This is a genomic window from Paenibacillus aurantiacus (assembly GCF_042431225.1).
In the GTDB taxonomy this organism is placed as follows: domain Bacteria; phylum Bacillota; class Bacilli; order Paenibacillales; family Paenibacillaceae; genus Paenibacillus_Z; species Paenibacillus_Z aurantiacus.
Genome location: NZ_JBHMDO010000044.1, coordinates 94,559 through 111,343 on the forward strand (window position 1 = coordinate 94,559; position 16,785 = coordinate 111,343).

General features: G+C 56.3%; 18 protein-coding genes. All 18 read left to right on the forward strand.

Annotation, left to right across the window (positions count from 1 at the left end; genetic code table 11):
- Positions 1 to 7 precede the first annotated feature (7 nt).
- The 18 genes from ACFFSY_RS27305 (at position 8) to rnhB (ending at position 16,674) form a co-directional block, all read left to right on the forward strand.
- Positions 8 to 994, forward strand: a complete 987-nt coding sequence (locus ACFFSY_RS27305) for a beta-ketoacyl-ACP synthase III (RefSeq protein ID WP_377500451.1) — start codon at positions 8 to 10, stop codon at positions 992 to 994.
- A gap of 27 nt (positions 995 to 1,021) precedes the next feature.
- A complete protein-coding gene (gene fabD, locus ACFFSY_RS27310; protein ID WP_377500123.1) occupies positions 1,022 to 1,951 on the forward strand; it encodes an ACP S-malonyltransferase in 930 nt (309 codons plus the stop codon).
- A 40-nt stretch (positions 1,952 to 1,991) separates the two neighbouring features.
- Complete coding sequence (gene fabG / locus ACFFSY_RS27315; protein WP_377500125.1) at positions 1,992 to 2,741, forward strand: 3-oxoacyl-[acyl-carrier-protein] reductase; 750 nt, start codon at positions 1,992 to 1,994, stop codon at positions 2,739 to 2,741.
- 99 nt (positions 2,742 to 2,840) lie between these two features.
- Positions 2,841 to 3,074, forward strand: a complete 234-nt coding sequence (gene acpP / locus ACFFSY_RS27320; RefSeq protein ID WP_148928185.1) for an acyl carrier protein — start codon at positions 2,841 to 2,843, stop codon at positions 3,072 to 3,074.
- A 167-nt stretch (positions 3,075 to 3,241) separates the two neighbouring features.
- Positions 3,242 to 4,483, forward strand: coding sequence for a beta-ketoacyl-ACP synthase II (gene fabF / locus ACFFSY_RS27325; protein ID WP_377500127.1), 1,242 nt, complete (start codon positions 3,242 to 3,244; stop codon positions 4,481 to 4,483).
- The gene (gene rnc / locus ACFFSY_RS27330; RefSeq protein ID WP_377500129.1) at positions 4,473 to 5,171 is read left to right on the forward strand and encodes a ribonuclease III; all 699 of its coding nucleotides are present in this window, start codon (positions 4,473 to 4,475) and stop codon (positions 5,169 to 5,171) included. Before fabF ends, rnc begins: the two co-directional genes overlap by 11 nt.
- Before the next feature lie 150 nt (positions 5,172 to 5,321).
- Positions 5,322 to 8,906, forward strand: a complete 3,585-nt coding sequence (gene smc, locus ACFFSY_RS27335) for a chromosome segregation protein SMC (protein ID WP_377500131.1) — start codon at positions 5,322 to 5,324, stop codon at positions 8,904 to 8,906.
- Between the two features lie 120 nt (positions 8,907 to 9,026).
- Positions 9,027 to 10,025 (forward strand): signal recognition particle-docking protein FtsY, encoded by a 999-nt coding sequence (gene ftsY / locus ACFFSY_RS27340; protein WP_377500133.1) that lies wholly within the window; start codon positions 9,027 to 9,029, stop codon positions 10,023 to 10,025.
- Positions 10,026 to 10,124: 99 nt separating this feature from the next.
- Positions 10,125 to 10,517 carry a putative DNA-binding protein gene (locus ACFFSY_RS27345; protein WP_377500135.1) on the forward strand — a complete coding sequence of 131 codons (393 nt, stop codon included), beginning with the start codon at positions 10,125 to 10,127 and terminating at the stop codon, positions 10,515 to 10,517.
- A 34-nt stretch (positions 10,518 to 10,551) separates the two neighbouring features.
- On the forward strand, positions 10,552 to 11,934 hold the full coding sequence (gene ffh / locus ACFFSY_RS27350) for a signal recognition particle protein (protein WP_377500137.1): 1,383 nt from the start codon (positions 10,552 to 10,554) through the stop codon (positions 11,932 to 11,934).
- Positions 11,935 to 11,971: 37 nt separating this feature from the next.
- A complete protein-coding gene (rpsP, locus tag ACFFSY_RS27355) occupies positions 11,972 to 12,244 on the forward strand; it encodes a 30S ribosomal protein S16 (protein WP_377500139.1) in 273 nt (90 codons plus the stop codon).
- A gap of 24 nt (positions 12,245 to 12,268) precedes the next feature.
- The gene (locus tag ACFFSY_RS27360) at positions 12,269 to 12,499 is read left to right on the forward strand and encodes a KH domain-containing protein (RefSeq protein WP_148928177.1); all 231 of its coding nucleotides are present in this window, start codon (positions 12,269 to 12,271) and stop codon (positions 12,497 to 12,499) included.
- Positions 12,500 to 12,588: 89 nt separating this feature from the next.
- Positions 12,589 to 13,110, forward strand: coding sequence for a ribosome maturation factor RimM (rimM, locus tag ACFFSY_RS27365; protein WP_377500141.1), 522 nt, complete (start codon positions 12,589 to 12,591; stop codon positions 13,108 to 13,110).
- A 2-nt stretch (positions 13,111 to 13,112) separates the two neighbouring features.
- Complete coding sequence (trmD, locus tag ACFFSY_RS27370) at positions 13,113 to 13,853, forward strand: tRNA (guanosine(37)-N1)-methyltransferase TrmD (protein WP_377500143.1); 741 nt, start codon at positions 13,113 to 13,115, stop codon at positions 13,851 to 13,853.
- Between the two features lie 145 nt (positions 13,854 to 13,998).
- Positions 13,999 to 14,340, forward strand: coding sequence for a 50S ribosomal protein L19 (gene rplS, locus ACFFSY_RS27375; RefSeq protein ID WP_148928174.1), 342 nt, complete (start codon positions 13,999 to 14,001; stop codon positions 14,338 to 14,340).
- A gap of 79 nt (positions 14,341 to 14,419) precedes the next feature.
- Complete coding sequence (gene lepB, locus ACFFSY_RS27380; RefSeq protein ID WP_377500145.1) at positions 14,420 to 15,115, forward strand: signal peptidase I; 696 nt, start codon at positions 14,420 to 14,422, stop codon at positions 15,113 to 15,115.
- 13 nt (positions 15,116 to 15,128) lie between these two features.
- Positions 15,129 to 16,001 (forward strand): ribosome biogenesis GTPase YlqF, encoded by an 873-nt coding sequence (ylqF, locus tag ACFFSY_RS27385; RefSeq protein ID WP_377500147.1) that lies wholly within the window; start codon positions 15,129 to 15,131, stop codon positions 15,999 to 16,001.
- 58 nt (positions 16,002 to 16,059) lie between these two features.
- The gene (gene rnhB, locus ACFFSY_RS27390) at positions 16,060 to 16,674 is read left to right on the forward strand and encodes a ribonuclease HII (protein WP_377500149.1); all 615 of its coding nucleotides are present in this window, start codon (positions 16,060 to 16,062) and stop codon (positions 16,672 to 16,674) included.
- Positions 16,675 to 16,785 lie beyond the last annotated feature (111 nt).

Consider the following 16,785-nt stretch of genomic DNA (forward strand, 5'->3'; position numbering starts at 1 on the left):
GAACAGCATGCAATTATATCCGGTAGGTATTATTGGCACGGGCAAGTATGTCCCTGAACGTATACTGACGAATCATGATTTGGAACAAATGGTGGAGACGAACGACGAGTGGATCGTCACCCGCACCGGAATCCGGGAACGCCGGATCGCGGCGCCGGAACAAGCGACCAGCGACTTGGCCTTCCATGCGGCTGAGGCAGCGCTTCGGGCGTCCGGTGTGGCGGCGGAAGATCTGGATTTGATTCTCGTCGCGACGATAACGCCGGATATGTTCTTCCCATCGACTGCTTGTTTGGTACAGGAGAAGCTGGGCGCGAAGAAGGCGGCCGCTTTCGATTTGTCGGCTGCTTGCTCCGGCTTCATCTACGGGTTGGCGACGGCATCGAACATGATTGCAACGGGCATGTACAAACATGTGCTCGTCATCGGCGCGGAATGTTTGTCTCGCATCACGGATTACACGGACCGCAATACGTGTATCCTGTTCGGCGATGGAGCAGGCGCAGTCGTGCTCGGCCGCGTGCCGGAAGGGCGGGGCTTCAAGTCGTTCGAGCTCGGAGCCGATGGAGGCGGCGGCGAATTGCTTAATGTGCGCGGCGGCGGATCGAGACTGCCGTCGACCAAGGAATCGGTCGACAGCAAAGCGCATTATCTCTTCATGGCCGGCAACGAGGTGTTCAAGTTCGCGGTACGTATTATGGGCGGCGCGGCGGAAGAAGCGCTGCGCAAAGCAGGCATGGACAAGAGCGAGATCGACCTGCTCGTCCCGCATCAAGCGAATATTCGTATTATCCAATCGGCGCTCAACCGCCTGGAGTTATCGGAAGAGAAGAGCATGATCAACCTGGACAAATACGGCAATATGTCGGCGGCGTCGATTCCGGTCGCGCTCGCGGAGGCGGTCGAGCAAGGCCGGGTCCAAGAAGGCGACAAGCTGGTGCTGGTTGGCTTCGGCGGCGGTTTGACCTGGGGCGCGAGCGTGCTCGTTTGGTAAGCCGAATTTATCGTGGAGGTTGAAGTTATGGGTAAAATCGCATTCGTATTCCCCGGGCAAGGCGCTCAGGCCGTCGGGATGGGCAAGGATGTCTACGAGAACATCGCGGCTTCCCGCGCCATCATCGACCGCGCCGACGAAGCGCTCGGGTTTTCATTAAGCTCGATTATTTTCGACGGGCCGGATGAGACGTTGAAGCAAACCGCGAACACGCAGCCAGCGCTGCTTGCAGTAAGCGTAGCGTTGCTTGAAGCGTTCAAGTCAAGCGGCATCAAGCCCGATTTCGTGGCAGGCCATAGTTTGGGCGAATATAGCGCGCTCGTGGCGGCGGGCGTCATGTCGTTCGAGGACGCGGTACGCACGGTTCGGGCCCGCGGCGAATTCATGGAGCAAGCGGTGCCGGGCGGTCAGGGCGCCATGGCCGCAGCTCTGGGCGCGGAGCGCGAAGCGCTGGCCGCACTTTGCGCGCAGGTAAGCGCGGAAGCGGGAGCGGTGGAGCTGGCCAACGTGAACTGTCCGGGGCAGATTGTCGTCTCCGGCACGGCAGCCGGCGTTCAAGCCGTCGTTGAGCGCGGCAAGGAGGCCGGCGCGAAGCGGGTCATTCCGCTTGAAGTAAGCGGTCCGTTCCATTCTTCGCTGATGAAGCCGGCTGCCGACCGTCTCGCTGACGTGCTGGCGGGGCTTTCGCTTAACGATGCGGCTGTTCCGGTCGTAGCTAACGTGACGGCCGAAGCGGTCGCCGGCAAAGACGACATCCGGCGCTTGCTCGCCGAGCAGGTATATTCGCCAGTACTTTGGGAAGACAGCGTTCGCTATCTGATCGCCCAAGGCGTCGACACCTTCTATGAGATCGGCAGCGGCACGGTGCTGGCGGGGCTGATCAAGAAGATCGACAGGTCGGTTACGGTTATTTCCGTTAACACCGCGGCCTCGGCCGAAGCGGTAACTGCCGGGTAATCGGGCGGGCTACAGTTGAACGTAAAAGGAGGATATCCACTTGTTTGGATCACTTACAGGCAAAACGGCGCTGGTCACCGGTGCTTCCCGCGGAATCGGACGGGCGATCGCGATCGCCTTGGCTGAGGCTGGCGCGGATGTCGCCATAAACTACGCGGGCAGCGAAGCGTCGGCAGCCGAGACGGCGCGAGCGGTCGAAGCGCTTGGCCGCCGTTCTTTGCTCATTCAAGCGAACGTCGGCAAAGCGGCCGAGTTCGAAGCAATGGTCAAGCAGGTTGTCGATACGTTCGGTGCGATTGACATTTTGGTTAATAATGCCGGTATTACGCGCGACAACCTTATCATGCGCATGAAGGAAGAAGAATTCGACGAGGTCATCGAGACGAATCTGAAAGGCGTATTTAACGGTATTAAGGCCGTTACGCGCCCGATGATGAAGCAGCGTTCGGGTCGGATTATTAATATTTCCTCCGTCGTGGGAGCGCTCGGCAATCCTGGGCAGGCTAATTATGTAGCGGCGAAGGCGGGCGTCATCGGGCTTACGAAATCTACCGCGCGGGAGCTGGCTTCCAGAGGGATTACGGTCAATTGTGTCGCCCCTGGGTTCATCCAGACGGACATGACGGACAAACTGCCGGAAGAAGCGCGCGCGAAGCTCTCGGAAGGTATTCCGCTCGCGAGGCTGGGCCAACCGGAGGATATCGCCAACGCGGTGCGATTCTTATCGTCCGATTCGGCATCGTACATGACAGGCCAAACCATTCATGTCGACGGCGGAATGTACATGTAGCCGAAGTCACGGGTGCTTAAACGCTTTCAGACGGGCACCGTGTCATGTATGGCATTTTGTCCTCAATTCTCGTATAATACTTTGGAGGAGGTGAACCGGATGTCCGATGTATTGGAACGTGTGAAGCGCATCGTTATCGACCGCCTTGGCGTTGACGAGTCTGAAGTTACGCTCGAAGCGTCGTTTAAAGACGACCTCGGCGCTGACTCTCTTGACGTCGTAGAACTCGTCATGGAGCTGGAAGATGAATTCGATATGGAAATCTCTGATGAAGATGCAGAGAAAATCACCAGTGTGGGAGAAGTTGTAAACTACATACAATCTCATACGTAAGATTTTGGACGAGTCCCGTTGTAACAGACGGGACTTCTCTCCATCTTGCGCTTCATTTTTATCCAGGACCACCCGAATATATTAGCAAGCGCTTATCGCGATTTTCATAGATTACATACAGCGCATCACCGTGTTTGCATTAGCAGTTCAACCAAGAGGTGAAGAGAATGAAGCATAGAGTCGTAGTGACAGGCATGGGCGTGATGACAGCGCTCGGCTCCGAGTTGCAGCAGTTCTGGGGTAATCTGATGGAAGGCAAATCCGGCGTTTCGCACATTGAAGCGTTCGATGTTTCCGAATATCCGACCCAGATCGCGGCGGAAGTGAAGAATTTCAACCCGGAAGATTACGGGATTGATAAGAAAGAAGCGCGCCGGATGGACCGTTTCGTCCAATTTGCCGTCGTTGCGAGCCAATCGGCCGTGAAGGACGCGAAGCTTGCTATTGGCGAGAATGTCGATCCTGAGCGGGTAGGCGTTATGGTTGGTTCAGGCATCGGTGGTCTTGGCACGTGGGAAGACCAGCATAATATTTTGCTCGAGAAAGGCCCGAAGCGCGTTAGTCCGTTCTTCATCCCTATGATGATCGCGAACATGGCATCCGGCCAAGTATCGATGGCGACAGGCGCCAAAGGCCCGAATAGCACGGCTGTTACGGCCTGCGCGACGGGAACCCACTCCATCGGCGATTCCTACAAAATGATTCAGCGCGGCGACGCGGACGTTATGATCTGCGGCGGCGCGGAAGCAACGATTCGCCCGACGGGGCTTGCGGGCTTCTGTTCGATGCGCGCGATGTCCACGCGTAACGACGAGCCGGAGAAGGCAAGCCGCCCGTTCGACACGGGACGCGACGGATTCGTCATGGGCGAAGGCGCAGGCGTTCTTATTCTGGAATCCTTGGAGCACGCGCAGCAGCGCGGCGCCCACATTTATGCGGAAGTAATCGGCTATGGGATGAGCGGCGACGCCCATCATATGACGGAGCCGGATCCGGACGGCGCTGCGCGCTGTATGATCCGCGCTTTGAAGGACGGCGGACTTGAGCCTTCCCAGATCGATTATATCAACGCACACGGCACGTCGACGCCGGTAGGCGACAAGTCCGAGACGAGCGCGATCAAGAAGGCATTCGGCGACCATGCATATAAGGTGGCCGTCAGTTCTACCAAATCGATGACCGGCCATTTGCTCGGCGCGGCCGGCGGCGTAGAAGCGGTTATTCTCGGCTTGACTCTGCAGAACGGCATTATCCCGCCAACCATCAACCTTGACGATCAGGATCCGGAATGCGACTTGGATTATGTTCCGAACACGCCTCGTCAAGCGGACGTTCGCATTGCGCTTTCGAATTCATTCGGATTCGGCGGCCACAACGCGACGATTATTTTGAAGAAATATGAAGCATGATGCATTCGAGGAGCTGCAGCAGCGTCTGCAGCTTCGTTTCCGCAAACCGCGCCTGCTCCGGCAGGCATTCACGCATACATCCTATGTCAACGAGCATCGGAAGAGCAGCGCGGAGCACAACGAGCGGCTGGAGTTTCTGGGGGACGCGGTTCTTCAGTTAACGGTATCCGAATACTTGTACCGGACGTTCCCGGAACGGCCGGAAGGACAGTTGACCCGTATGCGCGCATCGATCGTATGCGAGCCGTCGCTGGCGCGGTTTGCGGAAATGCTCGAACTGGGCGCTCATGTACTGCTCGGCCGCGGGGAAGAGCAGCTAGGCGGTCGCCAAAGACAAGCGTTGTTGGCGGACCTGTTCGAGTCCTTCGTCGGCGCCATATACCTCGATCAAGGGTTGGAGGCGGTACAAGCCTTCTTGAAGACCTACATGTTCCCCTATATCGACGGTGACGGCGGATTGCTCGTGAAAGACTACAAGTCGATGCTTCAAGAGAAGGCGCAGCACAACAATATGGGGCTGATTGAATATCGCATCGCGGAAGAGCGGGGGCCTGCCCATGACCGTGAATTCGTCGCGGAGGTATCGATCGGCGAACGCGTGCTCGGCTCCGGCATTGGACGCACGAAGAAGGAAGCGGAACAGCAAGCGGCCGCGGAAGCCTGGCGCAAGCTCGGCAGCGAGGCGTAACGCCGTTATCCTTATAAAGCCATGCATGATCCCGGTCTGCTCCGCAAACCGGGATTTTTTAACGCTCGGGCAGCAGGATACGCCAGTGAAAACAGCCTGTCCTTTTCAGACAAGTATGGTACAATAATCGTTGAGGTGAAGGCATAGGCTATGTTCCTGAAAAGGATAGAACTTGCGGGTTTCAAATCGTTCGCCGATAAGACGGAACTGGAATTCGTCCGGGGCATTACGGCGGTTGTCGGCCCGAACGGCAGCGGAAAGAGCAATATCAGCGATAGCATTCGCTGGGTGCTTGGCGAGCAGAGCGCTAAGAGCCTGCGCGGCGGGAAGATGGAGGATATCATTTTCGCCGGCAGCGATGCACGCAAAGCGGTCAACTTCGGGGAAGTATCGCTTACGCTGGACAACAGCGATAATGCGCTGCCGCTCGAATATAATGAGGTCACCGTCACAAGACGCGTTCATCGGAGCGGCGACAGCGAATATATGATCAACAAACAGCCATGCAGGCTGAAAGATATTACGGAACTGTTCATGGATACGGGGATCGGCAAAGAGGCCTATTCCATCATCGGGCAGGGCCGCATTGAAGAGATCTTAAGTACGCGCTCGGAAGATCGCCGGGGTATTTTCGAAGAGGCTTCCGGTATCGTGAAATATAAGTCGCGCAAGCGAGAAGCGCAGCGGAAGCTGGACGATACGGAGCAAAATTTGCTGCGCATTCATGACCTGGTATCGGAACTTGAGGATCAGGTCGAACCGTTGAAGGAGCAGTCGGAGAAAGCGCGGCTGTACAAGGAACTGCGCGAGCAGCTGAAGAGCTCTGAAATCTCCATGTACGTGCACAATATCGAGACGGTCCATCGTTCATGGACGGAAGCAAGCGAGAAGTTGAAGAAGCTGGAGAACGAGCAGCTCGCGCTGACGACCGTCGTGAGTAAGCATGATGCCCTGCTCGAGAAGGATCGCCTCAAGCTGCGTGAAATCGAGGAGACGCTGGATCGTCTGCATGAATCAATGCTTCAATACAGCGAAGAGTACGAGAAATGCGAAGGTTATGGCGAGGTGCTGAAGGAGCGGAAGAAGAATCTCGAGCAGAACCGGACGCAGCTGGAAGGCTCGATCGGCGCGCTGACCGAGCGAATCGCGTCGCTTACGAAGGAAGAGGCCGAGTTCCGTGGCAAGGCGGCTGCGCTCGAAGCGGAGCTGACCGATCTGCGTGGACGCTTGCTGTCAGAGGAAGCGCGTCTGCTTGGCGCCGCGGCGGCGAATTCGGGCGAAGCGGAGGAATCGCTGAAGAGCGAGCTGCTTGAAGTGATGAGCGCGATGGCTCAGCTACGCAACGAGATCCGTTATGCAGGCCAGCAGGAGGAAGCGCTCCAGCGGCGTATGGAACGGTTATCTGAGGAGCAGTCGAAGTGGCAGGAGCAGCATGGGAAACTCGAGGCTCGCAGAACCGATCTGAAAGCTAGATTGGACGCAACGTTGGCGGATATCGCCAGCGCCCGCGAGAAATATACGGCAGAGCAAGAAGGACTGCAAAACGGTCAGAAGCTCCTGGAAGAGGCGCAAGCTGCCGCCCGCAAGTGGGAGCAGAAGCTGGAAGCGCTTCGCTCGCGGCGCGATACGATGAAAGAAATGCAAGAAGGTATGGACGGCTTTATGCAGGGCGTTCGCGAAGTGTTGAAGGCTTCGCGCAGGTCCAGCGGCGGATTGGAAGGCGTGCATGGCGCTGTTGCCGAACTCATTCGCGTTCCGGCACGGATCGAGACGGCGGTCGAGACCGCGCTTGGCGCTGCGCTGCAGCATATCGTCATGACGGACGAGCGTTCGGCGCGAGCCGGGATCGCTTTCCTGAAGCAGCGACAGCTCGGCCGTGCAACCTTCCTGCCGCTAGACGTCATCCGCGGCCGTAGCGTGCCGGAACAAGATAAACGCATGGCAGCAAGCGTCGAAGGCTTCGTCGGCGTGGCCGCTGATCTGGTCAGCAGCGAACCGCGCTATGCGTCCATCGTCGAGAACCTCCTCGGCAACGTCCTGCTCGCCGAGACGCTGGAGCAAGCGAACCGAATCGCAGCCAAATGTCAATACCGGTTCCGCGTCGTCACGCTTGAAGGCGACGTCGTCAATGCCGGCGGCTCCATGACCGGCGGCAGCTTGCAGAAGAAAGGCGCGAGCCTGCTTGGACGGACGCGTCAAATCGAAGAGCTGGATGCCGAAGTGAAGACGACGGATCTACAGCTCGTCAAACTGCGGGACAACATATCGGATTTGCGGAAGGAACAATCGATCCGCACGCAGAATATCGACGAACTTCGAGGCAAGGGCGAGCAGCGGCGCATCGAAGAGCAGCATCTGCGCGCCGAGCTGCAGCAGCTCGAGAACGAGAACCGACACTTGAGCGAACAGCGGCAGCTGTTCGAATCCGACAGCACGGGACATCGCTCGGAGCGCGATCAGTTGAAGGCCTCTGCGGCCGATGCCGAGCGCAAGCTGAGCGAGATGACCGCGCAGGAAGCGAAGCTTCAGGAAGCGATTCGGATCGCCGAGGAGCAGCGTAAGGCGAACGAATCGGCCAAGGAGCAGCTGCAGGATCAGCTGACCGATCTGAAGATCGCGGTCGCGAAAGCCGAGCGGGAGAAACAGGCGTTCGACGATCAAGCTTCCCGTGTTCGAGCCGATATCACGCGTTCGAAGCAAGAACTGTCCGGATTGCGAGACATGTTCGCCAGACAGAACGAAGACGGCACGCAGCACGCGGACGAGAGCGTGCGTCAGACCGAACAACTGAACGCGCTTCGCATCCAGAAAGAGAAGTGCGCGGAGCAGACGGATCTGAAACGGGCCGAACGGGCGGAAATGATGCGCGAGCTCGAGCAGGGCGAGAGCGAGACGAAGGAACAGCGCACGCAGCTTCGCAATGTGGAAGAACAGATGCGTCAGACCGAAATCGCGGCGAACCGTCTCGATGTCGAGCTCGACAACCTGCTGCGCAAGCTGAGCGAGGAATACGAGCTCAGCTATGAGCTGGCGAAATCCAAATATCCGGTCCCGGAAGATGTGCAGGCGCTGCAGAACGAAGTGCGCGACTTGAAGCGCCGAATAAGTTCGCTGGGCGAAGTGAACTTGGGCGCGATCGACGAGTATGAGCGGGTCAAGGAACGGTACGAATTCCTGGATGAGCAGAAGAACGACCTGATCGAAGCGAAGACGACATTGTATCAGGTCATTCGCGAGATGGATGATGAGATGTCGAGACGTTTTACCACGACATTCGAGGCGATTCGCGGGCATTTCGTCGTCGTGTTCGCGAAACTCTTCGGCGGCGGCCGGGCGGATCTGATCATGATCGACCCGGATCGGGTGCTGGATAGCGGCATCGACATCGTCGCGCAGCCGCCTGGGAAGAAGCTGCAGAATCTGCAGCTTCTGTCCGGGGGCGAGCGGGCATTAACCGCGATGGCGCTGCTGTTCGCGATCTTGCAGGTGAAGCCGGTACCGTTCTGCGTGCTCGACGAAGTCGAAGCGGCACTGGACGAAGCGAACGTCGCGAGGTTCGCGCAGTATCTGCGCGAGTTCTCCGAGCTAACGCAGTTCATCGTCGTAACGCACCGCAAAGGCACAATGGAAGAAGCGGACGTCCTGTACGGTGTCACGATGGAGGAAGGCGGGGTCTCGAAGTTGGTCTCCGTCAAACTGGAAGAAGAGGATCGGTTCTCCGCGGAGAGCGCCTAAGGCGGCTGAGAAAGGTCGGTCAAGTCGTACGACCGGTATAGAATACGATAAGCGGCGGCGGATCGGATGTAGCGGATCCGCTGCTTTACGCTTTCGGCACCATTTGGATGGAGGGATAACGTGAGTTTTTTCAAGAAACTGAAAGAAAGCATCTCGCAGAAGACCGAGAGCGTTACGAATAAGTTTAAGGAAGGGTTGACCAAGACCCGCACCGCTTTCGTCGAACGCGTTGAAGAATTGATTTTGCGCCGCAAAAAGATCGACGAGGCGTTCTATGAGGAACTAGAGGAAATTCTGATCGGAGCCGATGTAGGTGTCAACACGGTCATGACGCTGATCGATGAACTGCGTGTCGAAGTGAAGAAGCGCAAGATCGAAGACGCTTCCGAGCTGCAGCCGGTGCTCTCCGAGAAGCTGACCGGCTTGCTCAAGGGTGACGAGGATAACAAGTTGAATATGGCGCCTAGCGGACTGACCGTCATCTTGTTCGTCGGCGTCAACGGCGTTGGCAAGACGACGACGATCGGCAAGCTCGCGCACAAGTTCAAGAGCGAAGGCAAGAAGGTACTGATGGCGGCGGGCGATACGTTCCGTGCAGGCGCCATCGAGCAGCTCGAAGTGTGGGGGCAGCGCGTCGGCGTGGATGTCATCAAGCAGTCGTCGGGCGCAGATCCTGCCGCGGTCATGTACGACGCCGTTCAGGCGGCCAAACAGCGCGGGGTGGACGTATTGCTATGCGATACGGCCGGACGCCTGCAGAATAAGACGAATCTGATGGATGAGCTGAACAAAATCTTCCGTGTCATTCAGCGCGAAGTGCCGAATGCGCCGCATGAAGTGCTGCTCGTGCTCGATGCGACGACAGGCCAGAACGCGCTCAGCCAAGCGAAGCTGTTCGGCGAGAAAAGCGGCGTATCGGGACTCGTGTTAACGAAGCTCGATGGCACGGCGAAAGGCGGCATCGTCATCGCTATCCGAAATGAGCTGCAGCTGCCGGTCAAGCTGGTCGGTCTGGGCGAGAAAATGGACGACCTGCAGGAATTCGATTCCGAGCAGTTCGTTCACGCGCTGTTCGCGGGTCTCATTCAGTCGGCAGAAGGCGAAGAGACGGAATCGTAAAAAGTGACAAGGGAAAATGCTTGACAGCGACATGCCGGATGGGCTATGATAAACGTCGTGGTTAAGACGTGTAAAGGTCTTGCCCTTGACGGAGGGGGAATGACGGTGGCGGTACAAGGACCCGATGCCCTTGCTAAGACGACCCGGATCAACATGCTGTTCGATTTCTACGAGCCGCTGTTGACCGAGAAACAGCAAATCTTTCTCAAATATTATTTTCACGACGATTACTCCCTCGGGGAAATCGCCGCCGAATTCGAAGTGAGCCGCCAAGCGGTCTACGAGCACATCAAACGCGCGGAGACCGTGCTGGAAGGTTACGAGAGTAAGCTGAAGCTGCTTGCGAAGCATGATGCGCGACAGCAATGGCTAAGCGAGCTGGAAGCTTGCGCGATCGAATCAGATGGCATGCTGAACAAACGGATAACCGCCGTCGCGGATGGTTTGCGCATGATCGAATCGGGCGGGATGGAGACGAACGGGAACGAATAAGCATTACATATAAGCATTAAGCGAGGTGACGGTCATGGCATTCGAAGGATTAACAAGCCGGTTGCAGAATGTGTTCGGCAAGCTGCGCGGCAAAGGCAAGCTGAGCGAGGATGACGTAAACGAAGCGATGCGCGAGGTGCGCCTTGCCTTGTTAGAAGCCGACGTCAACTTTAAAGTTGTCAAAGATTTCATCGCGAAGGTGAAAGAACAAGCCGTTGGCGCGGAAGTCACGAAGAGCTTCACACCCGGAATGGTCGTCATCGACATCGTAAACAAAGAATTGACCGAGTTGATGGGCGGCACGCAGAGCAAGCTGGCGAAGTCGAACCGTCCGCCGACGGTCATCCTGATGGCAGGTCTGCAGGGTGCCGGTAAGACGACTTCTTCCGGCAAACTGGCCAAAATGCTGATGAAGGACAAGCATCGTCCTTTGCTTGTCGCCTGCGACATTTATCGTCCAGCCGCGATTAAGCAGCTTCAGGTACTCGGCGAAGGCATAGGCGCTCCGGTCTTTACGATGGGCGACAAGACGTCGCCGGTCGAGATCGCTCGCGCGGGTCTTGCTCACGCGAAGGAGCACGGCAACGATTACGTCATTATCGATACCGCAGGCCGCTTGCACATCGACGAAGCGCTGATGGAAGAGCTTCGCATGGTGCATGAGGTGACGAAGCCGGACGAAGTGCTGCTCGTTGTCGACGCGATGACAGGTCAAGAAGCGGTCAATGTCGCACAGAGCTTCCACAGTCAATTGGAGCTGACAGGTGTCGTACTCACCAAGCTCGACGGTGATACTCGTGGCGGTGCCGCATTGTCGGTCAAAGCCGTTACGGGCACGCCGATCAAATTCGTCGCCACCGGCGAGAAGATCGAGCCGCTCGAGCCGTTCCATCCGAGTCGGATGGCATCGCGGATTCTGGGCATGGGCGACATGCTCTCCCTGATCGAGAAGGCGCAGTCGAACATCGATGCCGAGAAGGCCGCTGAGATGGAACGCAAAATGCGCACGGCAGAATTCACGTTCGAGGATTTCCTGGAACAGATGGAACAGGTGCGCAATCTTGGACCGCTTGATCAGTTGCTCGACATGCTTCCAGGCATGGGCAAAGTGAAGGAAATGAAAAACGTCAAGGTGGACGAGAAGCAAATCTCCCGCGTCGAGGCGATCGTGAAGTCGATGACGAAGGAAGAGAAGCAGAAACCCGAAATCTTGAATCATAGCCGCCGCAAGCGGATCGCCGCGGGCAGCGGCACGTCGATCGCCGAGGTCAATCGCTTGATCAAGCAGTTCGACGACATGAAGAAAATGATGAAGCAGTTCTCGTCCATGATGGGACCGAAAGGTCCGAAGGGCGGAATGAAGGGCTTGAAGGGCATGAAAGGGATGTTGGGCAAAGGGATGAAATTCCCGTTCTAATCTTCCCATCTCTACTATTGTAAGGAGGTGAAACACAATGGCAGTACGTATTCGTTTGAAACGTATGGGTGCGCACAAAGCGCCTTTCTACCGCGTAGTCGTATCCGACTCCCGTTCCCCGCGTGACGGTCGCTTTATCGAAGAAATCGGTACTTACAACCCGGTTGCACAACCGGCTCAAGTAACGATCGACGAAGAGAAAGCACTGAAATGGCTGAACACTGGAGCGCAAGCTTCCGATACGGTTCGCAACCTGCTCTCCCAAGCAGGCGTTCTTAAGAAGTTCCATGAATCGAAGCTTCAGAAATAATATTTCTAAAGCGGAGGCCGCTGCATGAAAGAGTTAATTCTTGTCATCGCGAAGGCTCTTGTGGATCACCCCGAGGACGTGCGCGTCGACGTGAAAGAGGACGATCGCGGCACCGTATACCGGCTTACCGTTCACCCCGGCGACGTCGGCAAAGTGATCGGCAAGCAAGGACGGATTGCAAAGGCGCTCCGGACGGTCGTTTCCTCGGCGGCCGTTAAGACGGACAAGCGCGTCATGGTCGATATTGTTTCATAGCGATCGTACATCGAAGCAGGGTTAGGATACCTTATCCTAGCCCTTTTTCGATGGAACAATAAGCATGCAGGAAAGGGGCAGTCCCAATCATGAACGAACAAGATATGCTTACCGTAGGCAAAATCGTTAACACCCACGGCATCCGGGGGGAGCTGAAGGTTATCTCGCAGACGCATTTCGCCGATGAGCGTTTTGCGCCGGGCAGCAAGCTCGTTATCGAACACCCTGAGACGAAACAGCGAATGAACATCGAGATTACCGGCGCGCGCGAGCATAAGGGCATGTTTATGATCAAATTAGCTGGTTACGATAATATAAACGATGTCGAAAAGTATAAAGGATGGGAAATCAAGATTTCGAAGGATAATCTCGGCGAGCTGGAAGAAGGCGAGTATTATCACTACGAGATCGTCGGCTGCAAAGTCGTGACCGAGGAAGGGCAAGAACTCGGCGTCATTACCGAAATTTTAAGCCCAGGCGCGAATGATGTCTGGGTCGTAAAGCCGGCTAAAGGTAAAGAAGTGCTTATACCGGTAATCGATGAAGTCGTGCTCACCGTTGACATTGCGTCGAAGACGGTTACTGTTCGGTTGATGGAAGGATTGATCTAATCGTGCGGATCGACGTGTTGACCTTGTTTCCGGAGATGTTCGCAGGCGTCTTCGGCGCTAGCATCTTGGGCAAAGCGCGGGACAAAGGAATCGTGGAATTGAATGCGGTTAACTTCCGCGATTACGCGAACAACAAACATAACACGGTGGACGATTATCCGTACGGCGGCGGAGGGGGCATGGTGCTGAAGCCGGAGCCATTATTTGCCGCGGTGGAAGATTTGGCTAGCCGCCAAATCGAGGAGACGGCTCCGCGTGTCATTCTTATGTGTCCGCAGGGCGAACCGTTCACCCAGCGCAAAGCGGAGCAACTGGCCGGCGAGCAGCATCTCATCTTCGTTTGCGGACATTATGAAGGTTATGATGAGCGAATCCGCGAACATTTGGTCACCGACGAGATTTCCATTGGCGATTACGTGCTTACGGGAGGCGAGCTTCCGGCCATGGTCGTCATTGACAGTGTGGCCAGACTGCTCCCAGGCGTTCTTGGCAATGAGACATCGGCCGTCACAGATTCGTTCAGCACGGGGTTAATCGAGCACCCGCACTATACGCGCCCGGCCGTTTTTCGAGGCTGGGAAGTGCCCGAGGTGCTGCTGTCCGGACACCATGCGAAGGTTGAGCAGTGGCGTAGAGAACAGTCGCTCCTGCGAACGCAGAAGCGGCGTCCGGAGCTGCTCGAGCGCGTGGAGTTGACCGACAAAGAGCGAATGTGGCTCGAACAGCAGCGAGCGGAAAAATAAGTTTGCAATATGCCGCGTTTTATGTTAATATTTCAAATGTTGCTTTTTGTTATAGTCGGACGGTCCGCTATGCAGTGTCGACCCGTTTCCTCAGATGAATCGGCGAGCTGATAAGAACGTCTATGGTGGAAGGAGTGATTCAAAGATGAATATCGTACAAGCAATCACGCAAGAACAATTGCGTACAGATCTGCCAAACTTCCGTCCGGGAGACACGCTCAAGGTACACGTTAAAGTTATCGAGGGTTCCCGCGAGCGTATCCAGCTGTTCGAAGGCGTTGTTATCAAACGTCGCGGCGGCGGCATCAGCGAAACTTTTACGGTTCGTAAAATTTCGTATGGTGTGGGCGTTGAAAGAACGTTCCCGGTACATTCGCCGAAGCTGGAGCGGATCGAAGTAGCTCGTCGCGGTAAAGTCCGTCGTGCGAAGCTGTACTACCTTCGTAACCTGCGCGGTAAAGCTGCGAGAATTAAAGAGATTCGTTAATGAACGACAAGAGGGGGGCTTGCGCATAGTAAGTCCCCTTTTCGTTTTATTCGGAAGGGACATGAACGGAGGGAAGCAGATGGACCAGCAATCCGGCAAACACGAGGACGGCGAAGACCGTACGCACGAGGGCAGCACGCAATTGGACCAACCAAGCCGCAGCAGAGCGGAGAATGAACACCGTACCAATCCGGACCGACCCAAAGGCAGCAAGGCCCGCAACGAGATCGCGGAATGGGTGAAAGCGCTGGCGATCGCGGCACTGCTTGTATTAGTGATCCGATGGTTCCTGTTTGCTCCCTTTATCGTAGAAGGGCAGTCCATGGAGCCGAACTTCTTTACGGGCGAGCGTTTGATCGTCAACAAAATCATCTACGATATCCGGGCTCCGAAACATGGCGAAGTCATCGTCTTTGAGGTTCCTGACCAAGGACGCGACTTTATTAAGCGGGTCATCGGCGTACCGGGCGATAAGATCAAATACGAAGGCGACGATTTGTACATAAACGGCGAGAAAGTCGAAGAGCCGTACCTGGCGGAGGCAATCGCGGCGGCGAAAGCGCGCGGCGAGCTGTATAACACGCGGGAAGGGTTCCCGAACGATACGGTTACGGAAGATACCGTGCCGGCAGGAACCGTACTGGCATTCGGCGACAACCGTTCCAACAGCCAGGACAGCCGAATGATCGGTTTCGTGCAATACGATCGGATTGTCGGACGTGCGGACTTTATTTTCTGGCCGCTGGATAAGTTGAAGTTCGTTAAACACGGATGAGGTGAAAGGCAGCATGACCATACAATGGTTTCCGGGGCATATGACGAGAGCCCGGAGACAAATTCAGGATAAATTGAAACTGATCGATCTCGCCATCGAACTGCTGGATGCGCGCGTGCCGTATTCCAGCCGTAACCCGATGGTGGATGAGATTCTGCAAGGCAAGCCTCGGCTGATCATATTGAATAAAGCCGACCTGGCTGATCCGCGCACGACCGAACAGTGGATGGCGGCTTTCGCGAAGGAAGGACATGCGAGCCTGGCGCTCGATTCCTCAACGGGGGCGCGCGTAGGCGAAGTGCCGGCTGCGGCGAAGAAGATTTTGCACGAGAAAATCGCGCGTCAAATCGCCAAAGGGATGAATCCTCGCGCTATCCGCGCTTTGATCGTGGGCATTCCGAACGTTGGCAAATCCACGCTTACGAATCGTCTGGCGGGACGCAACATTGCCGCGACTGGCGACCGGCCGGGCGTAACTAAAGGCCAGCAGTGGATCAAAGTCGGCACGGAAATGGAACTTCTGGACACGCCGGGTATCCTCTGGCCGAAGTTCGAGGACGAGATGGTCGGTTATATGCTTGCCATGACCGGGGCGATCAAGGAACAGGTTATCAATATCGAAGATGTGGCGTTCTTCTCGATCAAAGTATTGGTGAAGCGGTACTGGCCGATGATCGAAGAACGGTTCGGCGTGGATAAGCCGCCAACCGATCCGGAGGATTCGGACGAGATCGTGCGCGTCATGGAAGATATCGGGCGCAAGCGCGGTTGTCTGGTCAGCGGCGGACGCGTCGATTTGGAGAAAACGTCGGGCATTATTTTGAGAGAACTTCGCGCGGGCAAGTTGGGGAAATTGTCCTTCGAAGCGCCGGAAGATTTTTTCTAAACGCCCGCGTCCAGGAAGAAACTCGGTTAGCACCGTGGGGGAACGGGAGAGACTAGGCATGCTTACGTACGAAACCGGACTGTGGGAACAGGGTTACCGGCACATCGCCGGCATTGACGAAGTAGGGCGCGGTTGTCTGTTCGGCGACGTGGTGGCGGCTGCCGTCATCTTGCCAGAAGGTCTTGTGCTTGATGGCATTAACGATTCCAAGAAGCTCTCGGAGAAGAAGCGCGAGGCGCTCTACGAGACGATTACGGAATCGGCCCTCGCATGGGCGGCGGCACGGATTAGCGCGTCTGTCGTGGACGAGATCAACATCAAACAGGCCGCAAGGCTCGCCATGAAACAGGCAGTCGAACAGCTCGGAGGATCGCAGCCGGACTATTTGCTCGTCGACGCGGAGAAGGTGGATATCGAGATTCCGCAGCTGGCGATTATTAAGGGCGACGCACTCAGCCAATCGATCGCGGCAGCGTCGATTATCGCCAAAGTGACGCGCGATCGGCTCTGCGCCGGCGAGTGGGACCAGATGTATCCGGAATATGGCATCGCGATTCACAAGGGATACGCGACGAAACTGCACCGCGAGAAGCTGCTCGAATATGGTCCGAGCCCGCTCCACAGACGCTCGTTTTTGGGCAAACTGTTCGTGGAGCAGCAAGTATTGTTTTGATGAGTTACCTAATCAGGAAAATCAGGATGCCGGGCAGGCAGTTCCGCGGGAGCACCGCAGTGGAACGCCATGTCCGGTTTTGTTGTTGTTAAGGGATATGATTTTATCGGC

What these genes read in the sequence shown, in the direction of transcription:
- ACFFSY_RS27360 (WP_148928177.1), top strand. Translation starts at nt 12,269, where the DNA reads ATGAAAGAGTTAATTCTTGTCATCGCGAAGGCTCTTGTGGATCACCCC.
- rimM (WP_377500141.1), top strand. Translation starts at nt 12,589, where the DNA reads ATGAACGAACAAGATATGCTTACCGTAGGCAAAATCGTTAACACCCAC.
- fabF (WP_377500127.1), top strand. Translation starts at nt 3,242, where the DNA reads ATGAAGCATAGAGTCGTAGTGACAGGCATGGGCGTGATGACAGCGCTC.
- acpP (WP_148928185.1), top strand. Translation starts at nt 2,841, where the DNA reads ATGTCCGATGTATTGGAACGTGTGAAGCGCATCGTTATCGACCGCCTT.
- rnhB (WP_377500149.1), top strand. Translation starts at nt 16,060, where the DNA reads ATGCTTACGTACGAAACCGGACTGTGGGAACAGGGTTACCGGCACATC.
- ACFFSY_RS27305 (WP_377500451.1), top strand. Translation starts at nt 8, where the DNA reads ATGCAATTATATCCGGTAGGTATTATTGGCACGGGCAAGTATGTCCCT.
- lepB (WP_377500145.1), top strand. Translation starts at nt 14,420, where the DNA reads ATGGACCAGCAATCCGGCAAACACGAGGACGGCGAAGACCGTACGCAC.
- rnc (WP_377500129.1), top strand. Translation starts at nt 4,473, where the DNA reads ATGAAGCATGATGCATTCGAGGAGCTGCAGCAGCGTCTGCAGCTTCGT.
- ACFFSY_RS27345 (WP_377500135.1), top strand. Translation starts at nt 10,125, where the DNA reads ATGACGGTGGCGGTACAAGGACCCGATGCCCTTGCTAAGACGACCCGG.
- ylqF (WP_377500147.1), top strand. Translation starts at nt 15,129, where the DNA reads ATGACCATACAATGGTTTCCGGGGCATATGACGAGAGCCCGGAGACAA.
- smc (WP_377500131.1), top strand. Translation starts at nt 5,322, where the DNA reads ATGTTCCTGAAAAGGATAGAACTTGCGGGTTTCAAATCGTTCGCCGAT.
- rpsP (WP_377500139.1), top strand. Translation starts at nt 11,972, where the DNA reads ATGGCAGTACGTATTCGTTTGAAACGTATGGGTGCGCACAAAGCGCCT.
- rplS (WP_148928174.1), top strand. Translation starts at nt 13,999, where the DNA reads ATGAATATCGTACAAGCAATCACGCAAGAACAATTGCGTACAGATCTG.
- ffh (WP_377500137.1), top strand. Translation starts at nt 10,552, where the DNA reads ATGGCATTCGAAGGATTAACAAGCCGGTTGCAGAATGTGTTCGGCAAG.
- fabD (WP_377500123.1), top strand. Translation starts at nt 1,022, where the DNA reads ATGGGTAAAATCGCATTCGTATTCCCCGGGCAAGGCGCTCAGGCCGTC.